This is a genomic window from Nonomuraea sp. NPDC046570, assembly GCF_040645915.1.
GTDB lineage: Bacteria > Actinomycetota > Actinomycetes > Streptosporangiales > Streptosporangiaceae > Nonomuraea.
The window spans coordinates 705,889-719,868 of sequence record NZ_JBEYZF010000001.1 but is presented as its reverse complement, the minus strand read 5'-3'; the positions used below and the strand labels follow the sequence as shown (position 1 = coordinate 719,868).

The 13,980-nt window shown below is 71.0% G+C and carries 13 protein-coding genes; 7 read left to right on the top strand and 6 right to left on the bottom strand.

Annotation, left to right across the window (positions count from 1 at the left end):
• Positions 1-41: 41 nt before the first annotated feature.
• Positions 42-1,973, bottom strand: a complete 1,932-nt coding sequence (locus tag ABZ911_RS03350; protein WP_358051302.1) for a family 10 glycosylhydrolase — start codon at positions 1,971-1,973, stop codon at positions 42-44.
• 104 nt (positions 1,974-2,077) lie between these two features.
• Here ABZ911_RS03350 and ABZ911_RS03345 point away from each other — a divergent pair, with 104 nt between their 5' ends.
• Complete coding sequence (locus ABZ911_RS03345) at positions 2,078-3,178, top strand: transposase (protein ID WP_358051299.1); 1,101 nt, start codon at positions 2,078-2,080, stop codon at positions 3,176-3,178.
• A 177-nt stretch (positions 3,179-3,355) separates the two neighbouring features.
• Here ABZ911_RS03345 and ABZ911_RS03340 read toward each other — a convergent pair whose 3' ends face one another.
• Complete coding sequence (locus tag ABZ911_RS03340; RefSeq protein ID WP_358051296.1) at positions 3,356-3,553, bottom strand: hypothetical protein; 198 nt, start codon at positions 3,551-3,553, stop codon at positions 3,356-3,358.
• Here ABZ911_RS03340 and ABZ911_RS03335 point away from each other — a divergent pair.
• The 3 genes from ABZ911_RS03335 (at position 3,552) to pip (ABZ911_RS03325) (ending at position 6,839) form a co-directional block, all read left to right on the top strand.
• Complete coding sequence (locus ABZ911_RS03335; RefSeq protein ID WP_358051293.1) at positions 3,552-4,832, top strand: N-acetylmuramoyl-L-alanine amidase; 1,281 nt, start codon at positions 3,552-3,554, stop codon at positions 4,830-4,832. The two genes, ABZ911_RS03340 and ABZ911_RS03335, sit on opposite strands and share 2 nt — an antisense overlap.
• A gap of 86 nt (positions 4,833-4,918) precedes the next feature.
• Positions 4,919-5,905 carry a prolyl aminopeptidase gene (pip, locus tag ABZ911_RS03330; RefSeq protein ID WP_358051290.1) on the top strand — a complete coding sequence of 329 codons (987 nt, stop codon included), beginning with the start codon at positions 4,919-4,921 and terminating at the stop codon, positions 5,903-5,905.
• Positions 5,880-6,839: a prolyl aminopeptidase gene (pip, locus tag ABZ911_RS03325; protein ID WP_358051287.1), complete on the top strand. Its 960-nt coding sequence runs from the start codon at positions 5,880-5,882 to the stop codon at positions 6,837-6,839. Before pip (ABZ911_RS03330) ends, pip (ABZ911_RS03325) begins: the two co-directional genes overlap by 26 nt.
• Here pip (ABZ911_RS03325) and ABZ911_RS03320 read toward each other — a convergent pair.
• The gene (locus ABZ911_RS03320; RefSeq protein WP_358051444.1) at positions 6,834-7,391 is read right to left on the bottom strand and encodes a phosphatase PAP2 family protein; all 558 of its coding nucleotides are present in this window, start codon (positions 7,389-7,391) and stop codon (positions 6,834-6,836) included. The genes pip (ABZ911_RS03325) and ABZ911_RS03320 overlap by 6 nt on opposite strands.
• 93 nt (positions 7,392-7,484) lie before the next feature.
• Positions 7,485-7,811, bottom strand: coding sequence for a hypothetical protein (locus ABZ911_RS03315; protein ID WP_358051284.1), 327 nt, complete (start codon positions 7,809-7,811; stop codon positions 7,485-7,487).
• Between the two features lie 75 nt (positions 7,812-7,886).
• On the opposite strand from ABZ911_RS03315, the gene ABZ911_RS03310 reads away from it, so the two are divergent.
• Positions 7,887-8,681 carry a universal stress protein gene (locus tag ABZ911_RS03310; RefSeq protein WP_358051281.1) on the top strand — a complete coding sequence of 265 codons (795 nt, stop codon included), beginning with the start codon at positions 7,887-7,889 and terminating at the stop codon, positions 8,679-8,681.
• Positions 8,682-8,688: 7 nt separating this feature from the next.
• Here the strand turns inward: ABZ911_RS03310 and ABZ911_RS03305 are convergent, their stop codons facing one another.
• Together ABZ911_RS03305 and ABZ911_RS03300 are read right to left on the bottom strand one after the other, a co-directional pair.
• Positions 8,689-9,801 (bottom strand): glycosyltransferase, encoded by a 1,113-nt coding sequence (locus ABZ911_RS03305; RefSeq protein WP_358051279.1) that lies wholly within the window; start codon positions 9,799-9,801, stop codon positions 8,689-8,691.
• Entirely contained in the window at positions 9,798-10,766 is a 969-nt protein-coding gene (locus tag ABZ911_RS03300) for a glucosyl-3-phosphoglycerate synthase (RefSeq protein WP_358051276.1), read from the bottom strand. The genes ABZ911_RS03305 and ABZ911_RS03300 overlap by 4 nt, the downstream gene beginning before the upstream one ends.
• Positions 10,767-10,902: 136 nt before the next feature.
• Here ABZ911_RS03300 and ABZ911_RS03295 point away from each other — a divergent pair, with 136 nt between their 5' ends.
• Positions 10,903-11,853: a Gfo/Idh/MocA family oxidoreductase gene (locus ABZ911_RS03295; protein ID WP_358051273.1), complete on the top strand. Its 951-nt coding sequence runs from the start codon at positions 10,903-10,905 to the stop codon at positions 11,851-11,853.
• Complete coding sequence (locus ABZ911_RS03290; protein WP_358051271.1) at positions 11,846-12,952, top strand: zinc-binding alcohol dehydrogenase; 1,107 nt, start codon at positions 11,846-11,848, stop codon at positions 12,950-12,952. The genes ABZ911_RS03295 and ABZ911_RS03290 overlap by 8 nt, the downstream gene beginning before the upstream one ends.
• The last annotated feature ends 1,028 nt before the right edge of the window (positions 12,953-13,980 follow it).

The window sequence follows — 13,980 nt, the reverse complement described above, 5'->3', positions numbered from 1 at the left end:
CTGTGGTACGGCTCCCGCCCCGCGCGGGAGCCGTACCACGGTCAGAGTTTCGTGACCCGGACGGCGTCGGCCACGACGTAGCCGGTCGTGGATGTCCACCGGCTCACCCCCGCGACGTCGGCCGGACCGGCCTGGAGGGTGAAGGTGCCGAGGACGCGCCACTGCCCGCCGCCCGACCGCTGGTCGACGGTGACCACCTGCCCGCCGACGAGGAACGGGGTGGCGCTGTTGTACCCGGGGTCGGCCGGATACCAGACCTCCACGCGGTAGCTTCCGGTCTCGGGCAAGTCCGTCCTGAACCAGGCGGGATCGCTGGCCGCCAGCGGCGTGGCGAAGCGGTAGTCGGCGCCGTGCCGCTGCCCGGAGAAGGCCGAGGTGCCCCAGGAGGAGCTCGCGGCGAACCCGGCGTCCCGATTGTCGATCACCACACTGAACGGCCCGCCGCCGCTCCCGCCGACCGCCTTGCCGGCGCTCGGCTGGCTCTCGTGGTGCAGGCGGTCGGTCGCGGTCACGTAGTAGGTGTAGGCGCGGCCGGCCACGGCGGTGGCGTCGGTGTAGGAGGTGGTCCTGGTGGTTTTGAGCAGGTTGCGGGCGTCGGCGAAGAAGCAGGGGTCGGTGGCCGGGGCGCCGTCCACGCGGTAGACGGCGTAGGAGGTGGTCGCGCCGCCCTGCTGCCAGGCCAGCGCGACGCCGCCGGTGCCGCGGGTGGCCGAGGTGATCGTGGGCGCGGGGGGCGCGGACGCGGTGCCGTACGGCGGGACCAGCGCGGGCCTGGAGTAGTGCGCGGCGGCCAGCTTGGTGACGCTGCCCAGCCGGTCGGCCTTGACGTCCTTGGCGCTGAAGAACACGTCGCCGAGCACCTCGGGGTGCTGCCGGTTGTAGGTCAGGTGGTCGGACAGCTCCCCGGCGCTCTGCCAGTCGGCGTCGACGCCCGCTCGGTAGGCGGCCTGACCGGGGAAGAGCTGCACGCCGGTGCCCCGCACGACGCCCGCCCACCAGGCGGTGAGCGTCTTGTAGTCGGCGGCGGAGTGCCCGATGTGCCAGTAGATCTGCGGCGTGATGTAGTCCACCCAGCCCTGTTTGACCCACTTGCGGCTGTCGGCGTAGATGGCGTCGTAGGACTGCAGGCCCGAGGTGGCCGAGCCGAGCGGGTCGGTGGCGGCGTTGCGCCAGATGCCGAACGGGCTGATGCCGAACTTCACCCACGCCTTGGCCGTGTGGATGCGCTGGTCGAGTTCCTGGACGAGCTTGTCGACGTTGGCCCGCCGCCAGTCGTGCACGTTGGCGAAGCCGCCGCCGTACTGGGCGTAGGCGGCCGAGTCCGGGATGCTCTGGCCGCTGACCGGATACGGGTAGAAGTAGTCGTCCAGGTGGACGCCGTCCAGGTCGTAGCGGGTGACCGCGTCCATGACGGCGTCCTCGATGAAGGCGCGGACGGCCGGGATGCCCGGGTTGTAGTAGAGCTTGCCGCCATAGGCGAAGCGCCAGCCGGGGTTCTTCCTGGCCGGGTGGGTGGCGACCAGGCGGCTGGGATCGTCGTGGTTGGCGATCCGGTACGGGTTGAACCAGGCGTGGAACTCCAGGTCGCGGGCGTGCGCCTCGGCGACCATGAAGGCCAGCGGGTCGTAGCCGGGGTCGCCGCCCTGGGTGCCGGTCAGCCACTGCGACCAGGGCTCGTGCGGGGACGGCCAGAAGGCGTCGGCGGTCGGCCTGACCTGCACGACGACGGCGTTCATGTTCCGGCGTACGGCCAGGTCCAGCCAGGCGCGGAACTCGGCCTGCTGTGCCTGCGCGGTCAGGCCCGTCCGGCTGGGCCAGTCGATGTTGGCCACACTCGACACCCACATCGCACGCATCTGGCGCTTCGGCGTGGCGGGATCGGTGGCACAGGCGACGGTACCCGAGGCAGCGGCGGGGACCGGGACGACGAGAGCGGTGAGAAGGAGGAGGAGGGCGGCTAAGCCAGTCTTCACCAGGTACTCACACTGCGGAGGCCCCGTCCTTCATGACGGGAAAGAATCACGGAACAGTTCTGCACGGCTTGATCCCTCCAACTACAGAGCGTTACGCTCGGTGCGTGTTCGTGACGGAGATGCTGAAGCTCGCGCCTTCGCCCGAACAGGCGGAGGCCCTGCTGGCAACGATGCGAGCCTGCAACGCCGCCGCCAACCGTGTCGCCGAGGTCGCGTTCGACCATCGGACCGCCAACAAGGTCGCCGTGCAGAAGCTCGTATATGTCCACCTGCGACACGAGTTCGGGCTGTCGGCGCAGATGGCCGTCCGCTCGATCGCCAAAGCCTGCGAGGCCTACAAGCGAGACAAGACGATCAAGCCTGCTTTCCGGGCGACCGGCGCGATTGCCTACGACCAGCGGATCATGTCCTGGAAGGGAAGCGAGGCGGTCAGTCTGCTCACCCTCACCGGGCGGGTAGTCGTCCCCGTGCTCTACCGGGGCCGCTGGTCGTCCACCGCTGGGGCGAGCATGCGCGGCCAGGCCGACCTGGTCTATCGCGACAAGATGTTCTTCCTCGCCGTGGTCGTCGACGTCGCCGAACTCCCGGCCGCCCACGAGCCCGGCGCCTGGCTGGGGGTTGACCTGGGCATCGTGAACCTGGCCACCGACTCCACCGGACAAACCCACTGCGGCAGGAGAGTGCGGGCCATTCGGCGGCGCAACGCCCGCCTGCGGGCCAAGCTCCAGGCCAAGGCCACCAAGTCGGCCAAACGACTGCTCAAGAAGCGCCGCCGCAAAGAGTCTCGGTTCGCCCGCGACGTCAACCATGTCATCAGCAAGCACCTGGTCGGCAAGGCCAAAGACACCCGGCACGGCATAGCTCTCGAAGACCTCGAAGGCATCCGCGACCGGGTAACGGTTACCAAGGCCCGGCGTGCCGACCTGCACTCGTGGAGTTTCCACCAACTGCGCACGTTCGTGACCTACAAGGCCGCCCTCGCGGGCGTGCCAGTGATCCTGGTGGACCCACGCGACACCTCTCGCACCTGTCCCGACCCGCGGTGCGGGCATATCGACAGGCGTAATCGTCCCAACCGGGACAACTTTCGCTGCATCAGGTGCGGGCTCGCCGGCCCCGCCGACCACATCGCGGCAATCAATATCGGTTGCCGGGCTGCCGTCGGTCAGCCCAACATCGGAGGCTGCTCCGATAGCGCGGCCTGACATCTGACCTCCCGTCGGAAGGATGAGCTGCAAGCTCTGGCCTCTAGGCCGGAGTAGCCGACAGAAAGAAAGTTTCTTCCACCATCGGAGTAATGTCAATTATCGACATTTGTCAGCTCTAGTCGTACTGTGCAGCCGTTGGCTTCCCCCCAATCGAGGAGCACTGACATGTCCCGATTAGCCGCCATCGTGTTCGCCGTACTGTTGGCCTTCGGGTTCTCCCCCGCCTATGCCGCCGCGGACCCGCTCACCGAGGCGTTCGACCGCGCCGCCGCCGCCCACGACGTCCCCCGCGACCTGCTCGTCGCCCTCGCCTGCCGAGACGCACCTCAACGGCCACAACGGCGAGCCCAGCGCCAGCGGCGGGTACGGCATGATGCACCTGGTCAGCAACCCCACCACCAAGGCCCTGGAGAAGGCCGCCGAACTCACCGGCCTCCCGGTCGCCGAGCTGCGCGCCGACGACGCCGCCAACATCCTCGGCGGCGCCGCCGTACTCCGCTCGCACGCCGACGTGCTCGGCCTCGACGAAGCCGCCCGCAAGGACGCCGGCCGCTGGTACCAGGCCGTCGCCGAGTACGGCAACGCCTCCACCCCCGAGACCGCCCGCCTGTACGCCGACGCCGTCTACGAGTTCCTCGGCAAGGGCTTCGAGGCGGCCGGGGTCAAGGTCGCCCCGCAGGAGGTCACCGCCGACCGGGGCGCCTACGCCAAGACCCGCGAGCTCACCGCGGCCGCCGCCGCCAGCCCCGACTACCCGGACGGGACCTGGGTGGCCGCCAGCTCCAGCAACTACACCGCCTCCAGCCGTCCGAGCAGCTACGCCATCGACCGGGTCGTCATCCACGTGACCCAGGGCTCCTACGCGGGCAGCATCTCCTGGTTCCAGAACCCCAGCGCGGGCGTCTCGGCGCACTACGTGATCCGCTCCTCCGACGGCGCCGTCACCCAGATGGTCCGCAACAAGGACGTCGCCTGGCACGCCGGGAACTGGAGCTACAACACCAGGTCCATCGGCATCGAGCACGAGGGCTGGGTCAGCGACGCCTCGTGGTTCACCGAGGCCATGTACCGCTCGTCGGCCGCGCTGACCCGCTACATCTGCGACAAGTACGGCATCCCCAAGGACCGCAGCCACATCATCGGCCACAACCAGGTGCCCGGCGCCACCCACACCGACCCCGGGTCGCACTGGGACTGGACGAAGTACATGTCGTACGTGAACGGCGGCGGCGGCACGCCGTCGTGGTCGGTCACCGTCGACAACACCACCGCGGGCAAGTTCACCGCCAGCGCCAACTGGGGCACCTCCGCGTACTCCAGCCAGCGGCACGGCACCGACTACCGCTTCGCCACGCCGCTGGCGGCCAGCGACCCCGCCTGGTTCAAGGCGAACATCCCCAGCGCGGGCAGCTACCGGGTCGAGGTCTGGTATCCGTCTGACCCCGGCTACAACAGCTCAGCGCCCTACATCGTGGCCGCCTCCGGCGGCAACCAGACGGTCTTCGTCGACCAGCGCTCCGGTGGCGGCGGCTGGCGCACCCTCGGCACGTTCTCGCTCACCGCGGGCGAGCACGACGTGGTCGGGGTCAGCCGCTGGACCTCCGGCACGGGCTACGTCGTCGCGGACGCCGTCCGCATCTCCCGCCTGTGACCCCGTGTACGGCCCGCGACCCGCGGGCCGTACACCCCCGAAGCGAATTGCGCGCGGAGCGATCCGCGCGCATAGCGTCATGATCTATGAGCCTCTATCCCCCCATCGAGCCCTACGACCACGGCCTGCTCGACGTCGGTGACGGCAACGAGATCTACTGGGAGGTCTCGGGCAACCCGGCGGGCAGGCCGGCGGTCGTGGTGCACGGTGGTCCCGGCGGCGGCACGATCCCGGTCCACCGGCAGCAGTTCGACCCCTCGGCGTACCGGATCGTGCTGTTCGACCAGCGCAACTGCGGGCGGAGCCGGCCGCACGCGCGCGACCCGGAGGTGTCGCTGGAGCACAACACCACCTGGCACCTGGTCGCCGACCTGGAGAAGCTGCGCGAGCACCTCGGCGTCGACCGGTGGCTGCTGCTCGGCGGGTCGTGGGGCAGCACGCTGGCGCTGGCCTACGCGCAGACGCACCCGGAGCGGGTGAGCGCGATGGTGCTGCGTGGGATCTTCCTGCTGCGCGAGTCGGAGATCCGCTGGGCCTACACCGAAGGGGTCTCCCACCTGTACCCCGACCACTGGGCGCGCTTCACCGGGTTCCTGCCGGAGGAGGAGCGCGGCGACCTGCTGGCCGCCTACCGGCGCCGCTTCGACGATCCCGACCCGGCCGTCCGCGGACCGGCCGCGCTCGCCTGGGCCCGGTGGGAGGCGTCGATCTCGTCGCTCATCCCCGACAGCGGGCTGATCGACATGTTCGCCGACGAGGACCTGGCCCTCGCCTTCGCCAGGATCGAGAGCCACTATGTGGCCGCCCGTGGCTTCATGGAGGAGGGCCGCCTGCTGCGCGACCTCGACGCGATCCGGCACATCCCGGCGGTGATCGTGCAGGGCAGGTACGACATGTGCACGCCGCCCGCCACCGCGTGGGACCTGCACCAGGCGTGGCCGGAGGCGAGGTTCGTGCTGGTGGAGGGTGCGGGCCACTCGGGCGCCGAGCCGGCGATCATGAACGAGGTCGTGGGTGCCACCGACGCCTTCGTGGCAGGATCGCCGCATGAAGGAGCTCTATCCAGCGATTGACCCCCACGACTCGGGCCTGCTCGACGTGGGCGACGGCAACCGGCTGTACTGGGAGGTCTGCGGCAACCCGGACGGCAAGCCGGTCGTGATGCTGCACGGCGGCCCCGGGGCGGGCTGCTCGGAGCGGCACCGCCGCCAGTTCGACCCGGCGGCGTACCGGATCGTGCTGTTCGACCAGCGCAACTGCGGGCGCAGCGAACCGCACGCCGGCGACCCGGAGGTGTCGCTGGAGCACAACACCACCTGGCACCTGGTCGCCGACCTGGAGAAACTGCGCGAGCACCTCGGCGTCGACCGGTGGCTGGTGTTCGGCGGGTCGTGGGGCAGCGCGCTGGCGCTGGCCTACGCGCAGACGCACCCGGAGCGGGTGAGCGAGCTGGTGCTGCGCGGCATCTTCACGCTGCGACCGGCCGAGCTCGCCTGGTTCTACCAGGAGGGCGCCTCGCACCTGTTCCCCGACCTGTGGGAGTCCTATCTGGCGCCCATCCCGGAAGCCGAGCGCGGCGACCTGCTGGCCGCCTACCACCGGCGCCTGGAGAGCGGGGACGCGGAGGTCAGGGTGGCCGCCGCGCGGGCGTGGGCGCAGTGGGAGGGCGCCACGATCAGCCTGCTGCCCAACCCGGAGCGGGTCGAGGAGTACGGCGAGGAGCGCGGCGCCGTCGCGTTCGCCAGGATCGAGAACCACTACTTCACCCACGGCGGCTTCTTCGAGGAGGAGCAGCTCATCAGGGGTGTGGACGCGATCAGGCACATCCCTGCGGTGATCGTGCAGGGCCGCTACGACGTGTGCACGCCGATGGCGACCGCGTGGGACCTGCACAGGGCGTGGCCGGAGGCGGAGTTCCACGTCGTCGACGACGGCGGGCACGCCTTCACCGAGCCGGGCATCCTGGACCGGCTCATCGAGGCCACCGACCGGTTCGCGAGGTCATAGCACCGAGGCCAGGGCGCGTACCTCGCGCAGTCGCCGTACCACCGGGGTCACCGCCCCGACCAGCACCAGGGCCAGCAGCGGCGCGAGGACCAGCCCGAGCAGGAACCCGGCGGCCACGTCGTGCGGGTAGTGCACGCCGACGAACACCCGGGAGAACGCCATCAGCGCGGCCATCGGCAGCACCACCCAGGCGAGGGCGCGCCAGGCGACGATCAGTGTGCCCGCGGCGCCCGCCGCGAGTACGGCGTGGTTGCTCGGAAAGGACCAGTCGCCCACGACGGGGCAGGCGGCGATGGTGGGCAGTCCGCCCCGGCAGGGCCGCTCCTCGCGCACCACGATCTTCACCAGTTCGCTCACGACATACGCGCCGACGGTCGCGACCGGGCCGACCAGGACGATCGCCATGTCCCGCACGGGGCCGCCCCTGGCCCGCCACCAGGCCAGCACGTACAGCGCCGCGAAGACCAGCAGTCCCGCGTCGGTGCCGACCTCGAAGAAGGTGTGCACCCAGGCGGGAGTGCCCTGGGCGAACTCGATGATGTCGCGGTACACGCGCAAGCCGTCCAATCCGTGAAGGGATGTTGAACAACGACCTTACGGAAGCGGAACAGTGAACGCGTCGACCGAACGGCCGATCCCGGGTTTTCAGGTGACGCGGGCCGAGCCGAAGACGACTCTGGCCAGGTCGATCTCCTTCTGCCTGAGCTCGCCCTCCGTGATCAGCCCGCGGTTGAACGCCTCGGCGGTGGCGTCGCGGGCGGCGACGTACCACGCCGCCATGATCTCGCTGCGGAGCGGGGTGAAACCGCGCTCTACGCACTCGGAGAAGACGCTGACCTTGCCGTCGAGCAACTCCGGCTCGACTGTGCAGGCCAGTTCGTGGGCCCGGAGATTTCGCACCGCCTCACGCAGTGTGACCGGGCCGATCGATCCGTTGAATCGGGTGTCGAGCGTGATCTTCGTCGTGCTCACCTTCTCTGAGATCCCTAAGGTTCAACCGTCCCATTTTCCGGCGTATTCCCAGCTCAGGTCGGGTAGGGATGCTTCGTGATCGGAGAGCACGTCGTCGTCGGATACACGCACGACTCGGGTGGACGTGACGCTCTCGCGCTCGGGGCCGCGATCTCGCGGGTCACCGGGGGCGAGCTGACCGTGGCCACGATCTACCCCCCGCGCAGCCCTGGGCTCGCCGTGGAAGCGCAGGCCAACCTGGCGCACGCGGCCGAGGAACTGGGCGAGGTGCCCGCCGAGTACCTGACCTTCGAGAGCCGGGGCAGCGGGCGCGGGCTGTCGGTGCTGGCCGGCCGGATCAGGGCGGACCTCATCGTGGTCGGCTCCACCGGGACGGGACAGCACGGCCGCATCTCGCTCGGCAGCACCGCCGACCATCTGACGCACCTGTCGTCGGAGGCGGTGCTGGTGGTCCCCCAGGGCTACCGGCTCCCCGAGGGGCCCTCGCGGCTCACCCTCGGCTACGTACACCGGCCGCAGTGTGACGAGGCGGTGGAGCGGGTGGCGCGGGCGGCGGTACGCCTCGGCGTGCCGCTCCGGCTCATCACGTTCGACCTGCGCACCGACGACCAGGGCAAGCTCCGCGACGACCTGGCCCTGGCCGTCCGCCTGGCCTGGGAGGGCACCGCGATCGAGGCCGAGGCGGAGATCGCCGAGGGACACGACGTGACGGCGGCCCTGGAGAACGTCGAGTGGCTGCCGGGCGAGCTGCTGATCTGCGCCTCCAGCGAGGACGCCCAGGCGCACCGGGTGTTCCTCGGCGAGATGGCGATGAAGGTGCTGCGCGCGGCCCCCTGCCCCGTCGCGGTGCTGCCGAGGGGTTTCGCCTAGGCCGGTTCTAGGCGAGCAGGCTGGTGTAGAGGCGCACGTAGTGGTCGGCCATGACGGCCGGGGAGAAGCGGAGGCGGGCCTCCCGGCGGCACTCCTCCGGGTCGATCTCGTCCACCCGCAGCAGGAGTTCGGCCAGTTCCTCCTCGGTGTCGGCAAGGAAGCCGGTGCGGCCGTGGTCGACGAGTTCGGGCAGGCAGCCGCGGCGCAGCCCCACCGGCGGCACGCCGAGGGCGAGGGCCTCGACGACGGCGGTGCCGCCCGGTTCGTCCCACTGCAGGGGGAACAGGGCGGCGCGGGCCGAGGCGTACAGCTCGTCGCGGGCCTGGCCGCCGACCGAGCCGACCCAGCGGATCAGGTCCCCGTCGAGATAGGCGGTCACCCGGTCCAGGTGGTAGCGGACGTCGGGGTGGCCGTTGAGCGGATGTTCGGGGTCCTGGGTGACGGCGTCGAGTTCCGCCTGGTCGTTCAGGCCGCTGACCGGCCCGGCCAGGATGAGCGGCAGGTCCAGCTTCTGGCAGATCCTGGCCGCGACGTGCTGGCCCTTGAGCCCGCAGATCCGGCCCATCACCACCAGGTGCTCCCCGCGGGCGGCCCGCACGTCGGCGTCGGCCAGCGTGGTGGACAGGTGCACGGCGCCCAGCGAGACCCGGTGCAGGGCGGCGGGCGCCCGGTCGAGCTGCGAGCGCGAGACGCCGTTGACCGCGACGCCCCGGGGGAAGCGCCCGTAGAAGGCGGGATGCTTGCGCAGGTCCCAGTGCAGCGTGTGCAGCACCGGCGGCCCGCCGAACGCGGACAGCACGGCCGGGCCGACCACCTCCACATGGTCGTGCACGAGGTCGATGCCGCCGTCCCGCAGCCGCTCCACCACCATCGCCTGGTGCGCGTGCGCCAGCCCCATGACCTGGTTGTACGGCTTCTGCAGCTCCCCGAACCGCCCCTCGTCGAAGACGGAGAGCGTCTCGTCGGCGGCCAGGTCGCTGGCGGCGACCGTGGCGAGGACCACCCGGACACCACGCTCGCGCAGCGGGGGCACCAGGGTGGCGACGATGTTCTCGATGCCGCCGTAGCCGCCGGGCGGGACGGGCAGCCAGGGCCCGGCGTTCATCAGGACGGAGATCATGCCACGTCCTCCTTCACGGCGGGCTCGCCGGTCACCCAGGCGAGCGGCGGGCGCTCCTGCACGGCCACATCGGTCAGCGTGGCCTCGCCGTCCAGGCCGAACTGGAGCAGTCCGGTGGCGGGCGGCTCGGCGGCCACGATCCGGCCCTGGCGCTCCAGCCGCGACCAGGCGGTGAGCGTGATCTGCCCGGCCATCCGGCCGAGTGCCGCCGTGGACTGGTGGGCGTGCTCGCGGCTGCCAAGGTCGACCTGGTCCATCGCGTCGAGCCCGACGAGTTCCAGTAGGTCGACCAGCAGGCCGAACTCCACGCCGTACTCGGTGACGAACGGCACCCGTTCCAGCACGTCGCGCCGGGCGGCGTACTCCCCGCCGAGCGGTTGCACGAACCCGGCCAGCTCCGGCCAGAACAGGTTGAGCAGCGGCCTGGCCACCAGTTCGGTCACCCGGCCGCCCTCTCCTCGCTCGACAGCCCCGCCCGGTCCGGTGTACGGCCGCTCGTAGGCGGCCTTGACGAACTGCGTGGCCGGGTCGGTGAGCAGCGGCCCGAGGAGTCCCGTGACGAAGTGCGGGGCGAAGTTGCGCAAGTCGGAGTCGATGAAGACGACCACGTCGCCGGTCGTGGCGGCCAGCCCTTTCCACAGCGCCTCCCCCTTGCCCGACATCTGCGGCAGGCCGGGAAGCACCTCGTCCTGGTGGACGACCGTGGCCCCCGCCGCCCTGGCGCGTGCCGCGGTGGCGTCGGTGGAGCGCGAGTCGACGACGACGATCTCGTCGATGAGCCGGACCCGCTCGACCAGGTGCCTGCGGATCGCCGTGACGATGGGGCCGACGGTCCGCTCCTCGTCGCGGGCCGGCAGCACCACGCTCACCGTGGTCGCCCCCTTGGCCAGGACGAGCGCGTCGAGTGGCCAGTCGGCGGCCGCGCTGGTGTGCGGTCCGAACCACTCCCGGGCGGGAGCGGGCACCTGGATTCCCCGTCGAACATGTCCGTCCATGCGGTTGCCCCCGATCTCATGACACCACGGACGGCGAAGGTTGCCCCAAATGCTGTGATTTGAACCTTTCTGTTTGCCAAGACTCAAATGAGGCATATGCCAATCTGTGACGCCACTAATTCGTATCGGCATCATCGGTGCCGGAAATGTCGCCGTTCGCCATGCTGATGTGCTCGCCGGTTTTCCCGACGTGACGATCGCCGGAATCGCCGACACCGATGCGCGCAAGGCCGAGGAACTGGCCTCTCAGCATGGTTCCCCGGCCTACGGCAGCCATGCCGACCTGCTGGAGGCCGGCGGCCTAGACGCTGTTTACATATGTGTGCCTCCCTTTGCGCACGGTACGCCGGAGCTCGATGCTCTAGGGTGCGATCTGGCAATATTCGTGGAAAAGCCACTCGCGCTGGATCTGGTCACGGCGGAGAAGATCTCGGCCGAGATCGAGCGGCGAGGACTGGTCTCGGCCGTCGGCCACCACTGGCGTTATCTGGACAATCTCCGGCGCGCCCGGGACCTTCTCGACGATCGCCCGGTACGGCTGGCGCTTGGTCATTGGCTGGACAAGGTTCCCCCCGTTCCTTGGTGGATAAAACCCGAAATGTCGGGCGGCCAGGTGCTGGAGCAAGCCGTACATGTGCTCGATCTGGCGAGAGTCCTGGTAGGTGAGGTGACGATGGTGCACGCGGTGCCCGCGCGGAACGCGGCCGACGGGGAGATCGACCGGGCGACCGCCACCGTGCTGCGGTTCGAGAGTGGGGCGGCGGGGCTGCTCGCGGCCACCTCCCTGCTCGGGCACCGGCACCGGATCGGCCTGGAGGTGCACGCCGAGGGCATCGCGCTGGACCTGAGCGAGACCCGGCTGGTGGTCGACGGCGAGACCGTGGTCGAGGAGGTGGGGCGGGCCAAGACCCTGGTGGACCGGGCCTTCGTGGACGCGGTGCGGGGGCTGCCCGCCGAGGTGCGCGTGCCGTACGGGGAGGCGTTGCGCACGCACCGGCTGGCGCACGCGGTCGCGCGGTCGGCCGCCGAGGGCGGGCCGGTGACCCTCGATGACTGAGATCAGGACGCTGAGCGTGGAGGCCCCCGGCGTGCTCGGATTCGTCGAGGAGAGAGCCGGCGACGTGGCCGAGGGCGGCTTCCAGGTACGGACCAGGCACAGCGGGATCTCCGCGGGCACCGAGCTGACCTACGTCAAGGGCACCAACCCCTACCTCGCCGCGAGCTGGGACCCGGCGCTCGGACTGTTCAGGCCGGGCACGCCCTCGGCCGCCTACCCGGTGCGCGGCCTCGGCTACATGCAGGTCGGGCAGGTCGTGCGGAGCAGGACCGCGGCCGTCGCCGAGGGCGCGCTGGTGGCGATGGCCTACGGGCATCGCAGCGGCTATGTCGCCGACCCGCTGGCCGACCGGTTCGTCCCGCTGCCGGACGACCTCGACCCGCTGCTCGGAATCTACGTCGCGCACATGGGCCCGATCTGCGCGAACGGCCTCCTGCACGCCGCGGCCGACCTGTACGGCCCCGCGGCCCGCGACCTGGGCGACGGCGTCCGAGGGCGGCGGGTCGCGGTGACCGGCGCGGGCGTGGTGGGGCTGCTGGTCGCCTGCTTCGCCCTGGAGTACGGCGCGGCCGAGGTCGTGATCGTCGACGAGACCCCTCACCGCCTGCGGATCGCCGCCCTCCTCGGCGCGGAGCCGCTGCCCGCCGACGGCGCCGCCGAAACCCTGAAACACCGCTGGCGGCACGGCCCCAACGACCACGGCGCCGACCTCGTCTTCCAGTGCCGCGGCCAGCCCAGAACCCTCGCCCTGGCGCTCAAACTGCTCAGACCCCAGGGCACGGTCGTCGACCTCGCCTTCTACACCGCCGGAGCCGACGAGGTACGGCTGGGCGAGGAGTTCCACCACAACGGGCTGACCCTGCGCTGCGCCCAGATCGGCAGGGTGCCGCGCGGCCTGGCCCACGCCTGGGACCGGGAACGGCTCTCGCACGAGACGATCGCCCTGCTCAGATCGCGGGGCGACGCCCTACGAACGCACGTGATCACCGATGTCGCCGCTTTCGGCGAGGCGCCCCAGCTCTTCGCGGACCTGGCGGCCGGGCGCCGCCACACCGTTCAGGCCGTGCTCAGCCAGCACGTCGAGGATGAGCGCGGCTGACCAGCTGAAGTCGGCGCAGCCGTGGCCTTCGAGGGTGGCCGGGTCGAAGTACTCGCGGAAGCCCGAGCGGGTCACCGCCCTGACCATGCCGTCGGCCAGCAGGTCGGCCAGGTCGCTGCGACGGTGCCGCAGGCCCTGCCAGACCAGCCAGGTGAGATTGATCCAGCTCGGCCCGCGCCAGTAGCGGACGGGGTCGAACTCAGGCGTGTCCGGCGCGAAGCTGGGCAGCGTGCCGCGTTTCACCTCGAACCTATCGAGCGCGGTGCCGATCAGCGCGGTGGTGATCTCCCGCGGCAGGTCGGGCAGGAGCAGCGGCACGAGGCCGGCGGCGCTGCCGGAGCGCAGCGGGCAGCCGGTGAGCGCGTCACGGCTGCGGAACAGGCCGTCGTCGTAGAGGTGCTCGACCATCGCGGCGGTGTGCCGGGCCGCCTCGTGATGGTGCGGCCCGGGGTCGGCGCCGGTGGCCGCGGCGATCTTCGCCAGGGCCGACTCGGCCGCACTGTACGCCGCGTTGAACAGCGGGTCTTCGACGACGAACGCGCCCGCGCGGCGGTAGCCGGTGTCGCGGTAGGCCCGGGCCAGCACCGTGTACCGCTCGTAGTCGCGCTCGGTCGGCCGCTCGTCGGCGCTCACGTGGGCCAGGTCGCGGCGCCGGGCGGGCAGCGGCGCCGCGGGCACGGTGGCCAGCGGGCCGTCCCAGGCCGGGCTGTTGTCCATGCCCGACTCCCACGGGTGCACGATCGACAGCAGGCCGTCGGGCGAGCGCCTGGCCGTACGCAGGAAAGTCTGCTGGGCGACCAGGCGCGGGTAGATCCGGCGCAGGAACGTGGGGTTCGGGTCGGCGACGTGCACCCGCCAGGCGGCCAGCGCGTGCACGGGCGGCTGCACGATCCCGGAGGTCGGCGCCCCCGACGGCGCCCGCACGTCCCAGAACTCGGGGCCGGGGAAGTAGGTCGCCTCGGCCACGTCGGGGTTGAACACGATGTGCGGCACTCTGCCGTCCCGCCACTGCGCGCCGAACAGGGTGA

What these genes read in the sequence shown, in the direction of transcription:
- ABZ911_RS03335 (WP_358051293.1), top strand. Translation starts at nt 3,552, where the DNA reads ATGATGCACCTGGTCAGCAACCCCACCACCAAGGCCCTGGAGAAGGCC.
- ABZ911_RS03340 (WP_358051296.1), bottom strand. Translation starts at nt 3,553, where the DNA reads ATGCCGTACCCGCCGCTGGCGCTGGGCTCGCCGTTGTGGCCGTTGAGG.
- pip (WP_358051290.1), top strand. Translation starts at nt 4,919, where the DNA reads ATGAGCCTCTATCCCCCCATCGAGCCCTACGACCACGGCCTGCTCGAC.
- ABZ911_RS03305 (WP_358051279.1), bottom strand. Translation starts at nt 9,801, where the DNA reads ATGATCTCCGTCCTGATGAACGCCGGGCCCTGGCTGCCCGTCCCGCCC.
- ABZ911_RS03290 (WP_358051271.1), top strand. Translation starts at nt 11,846, where the DNA reads ATGACTGAGATCAGGACGCTGAGCGTGGAGGCCCCCGGCGTGCTCGGA.
- pip (WP_358051287.1), top strand. Translation starts at nt 5,880, where the DNA reads ATGAAGGAGCTCTATCCAGCGATTGACCCCCACGACTCGGGCCTGCTC.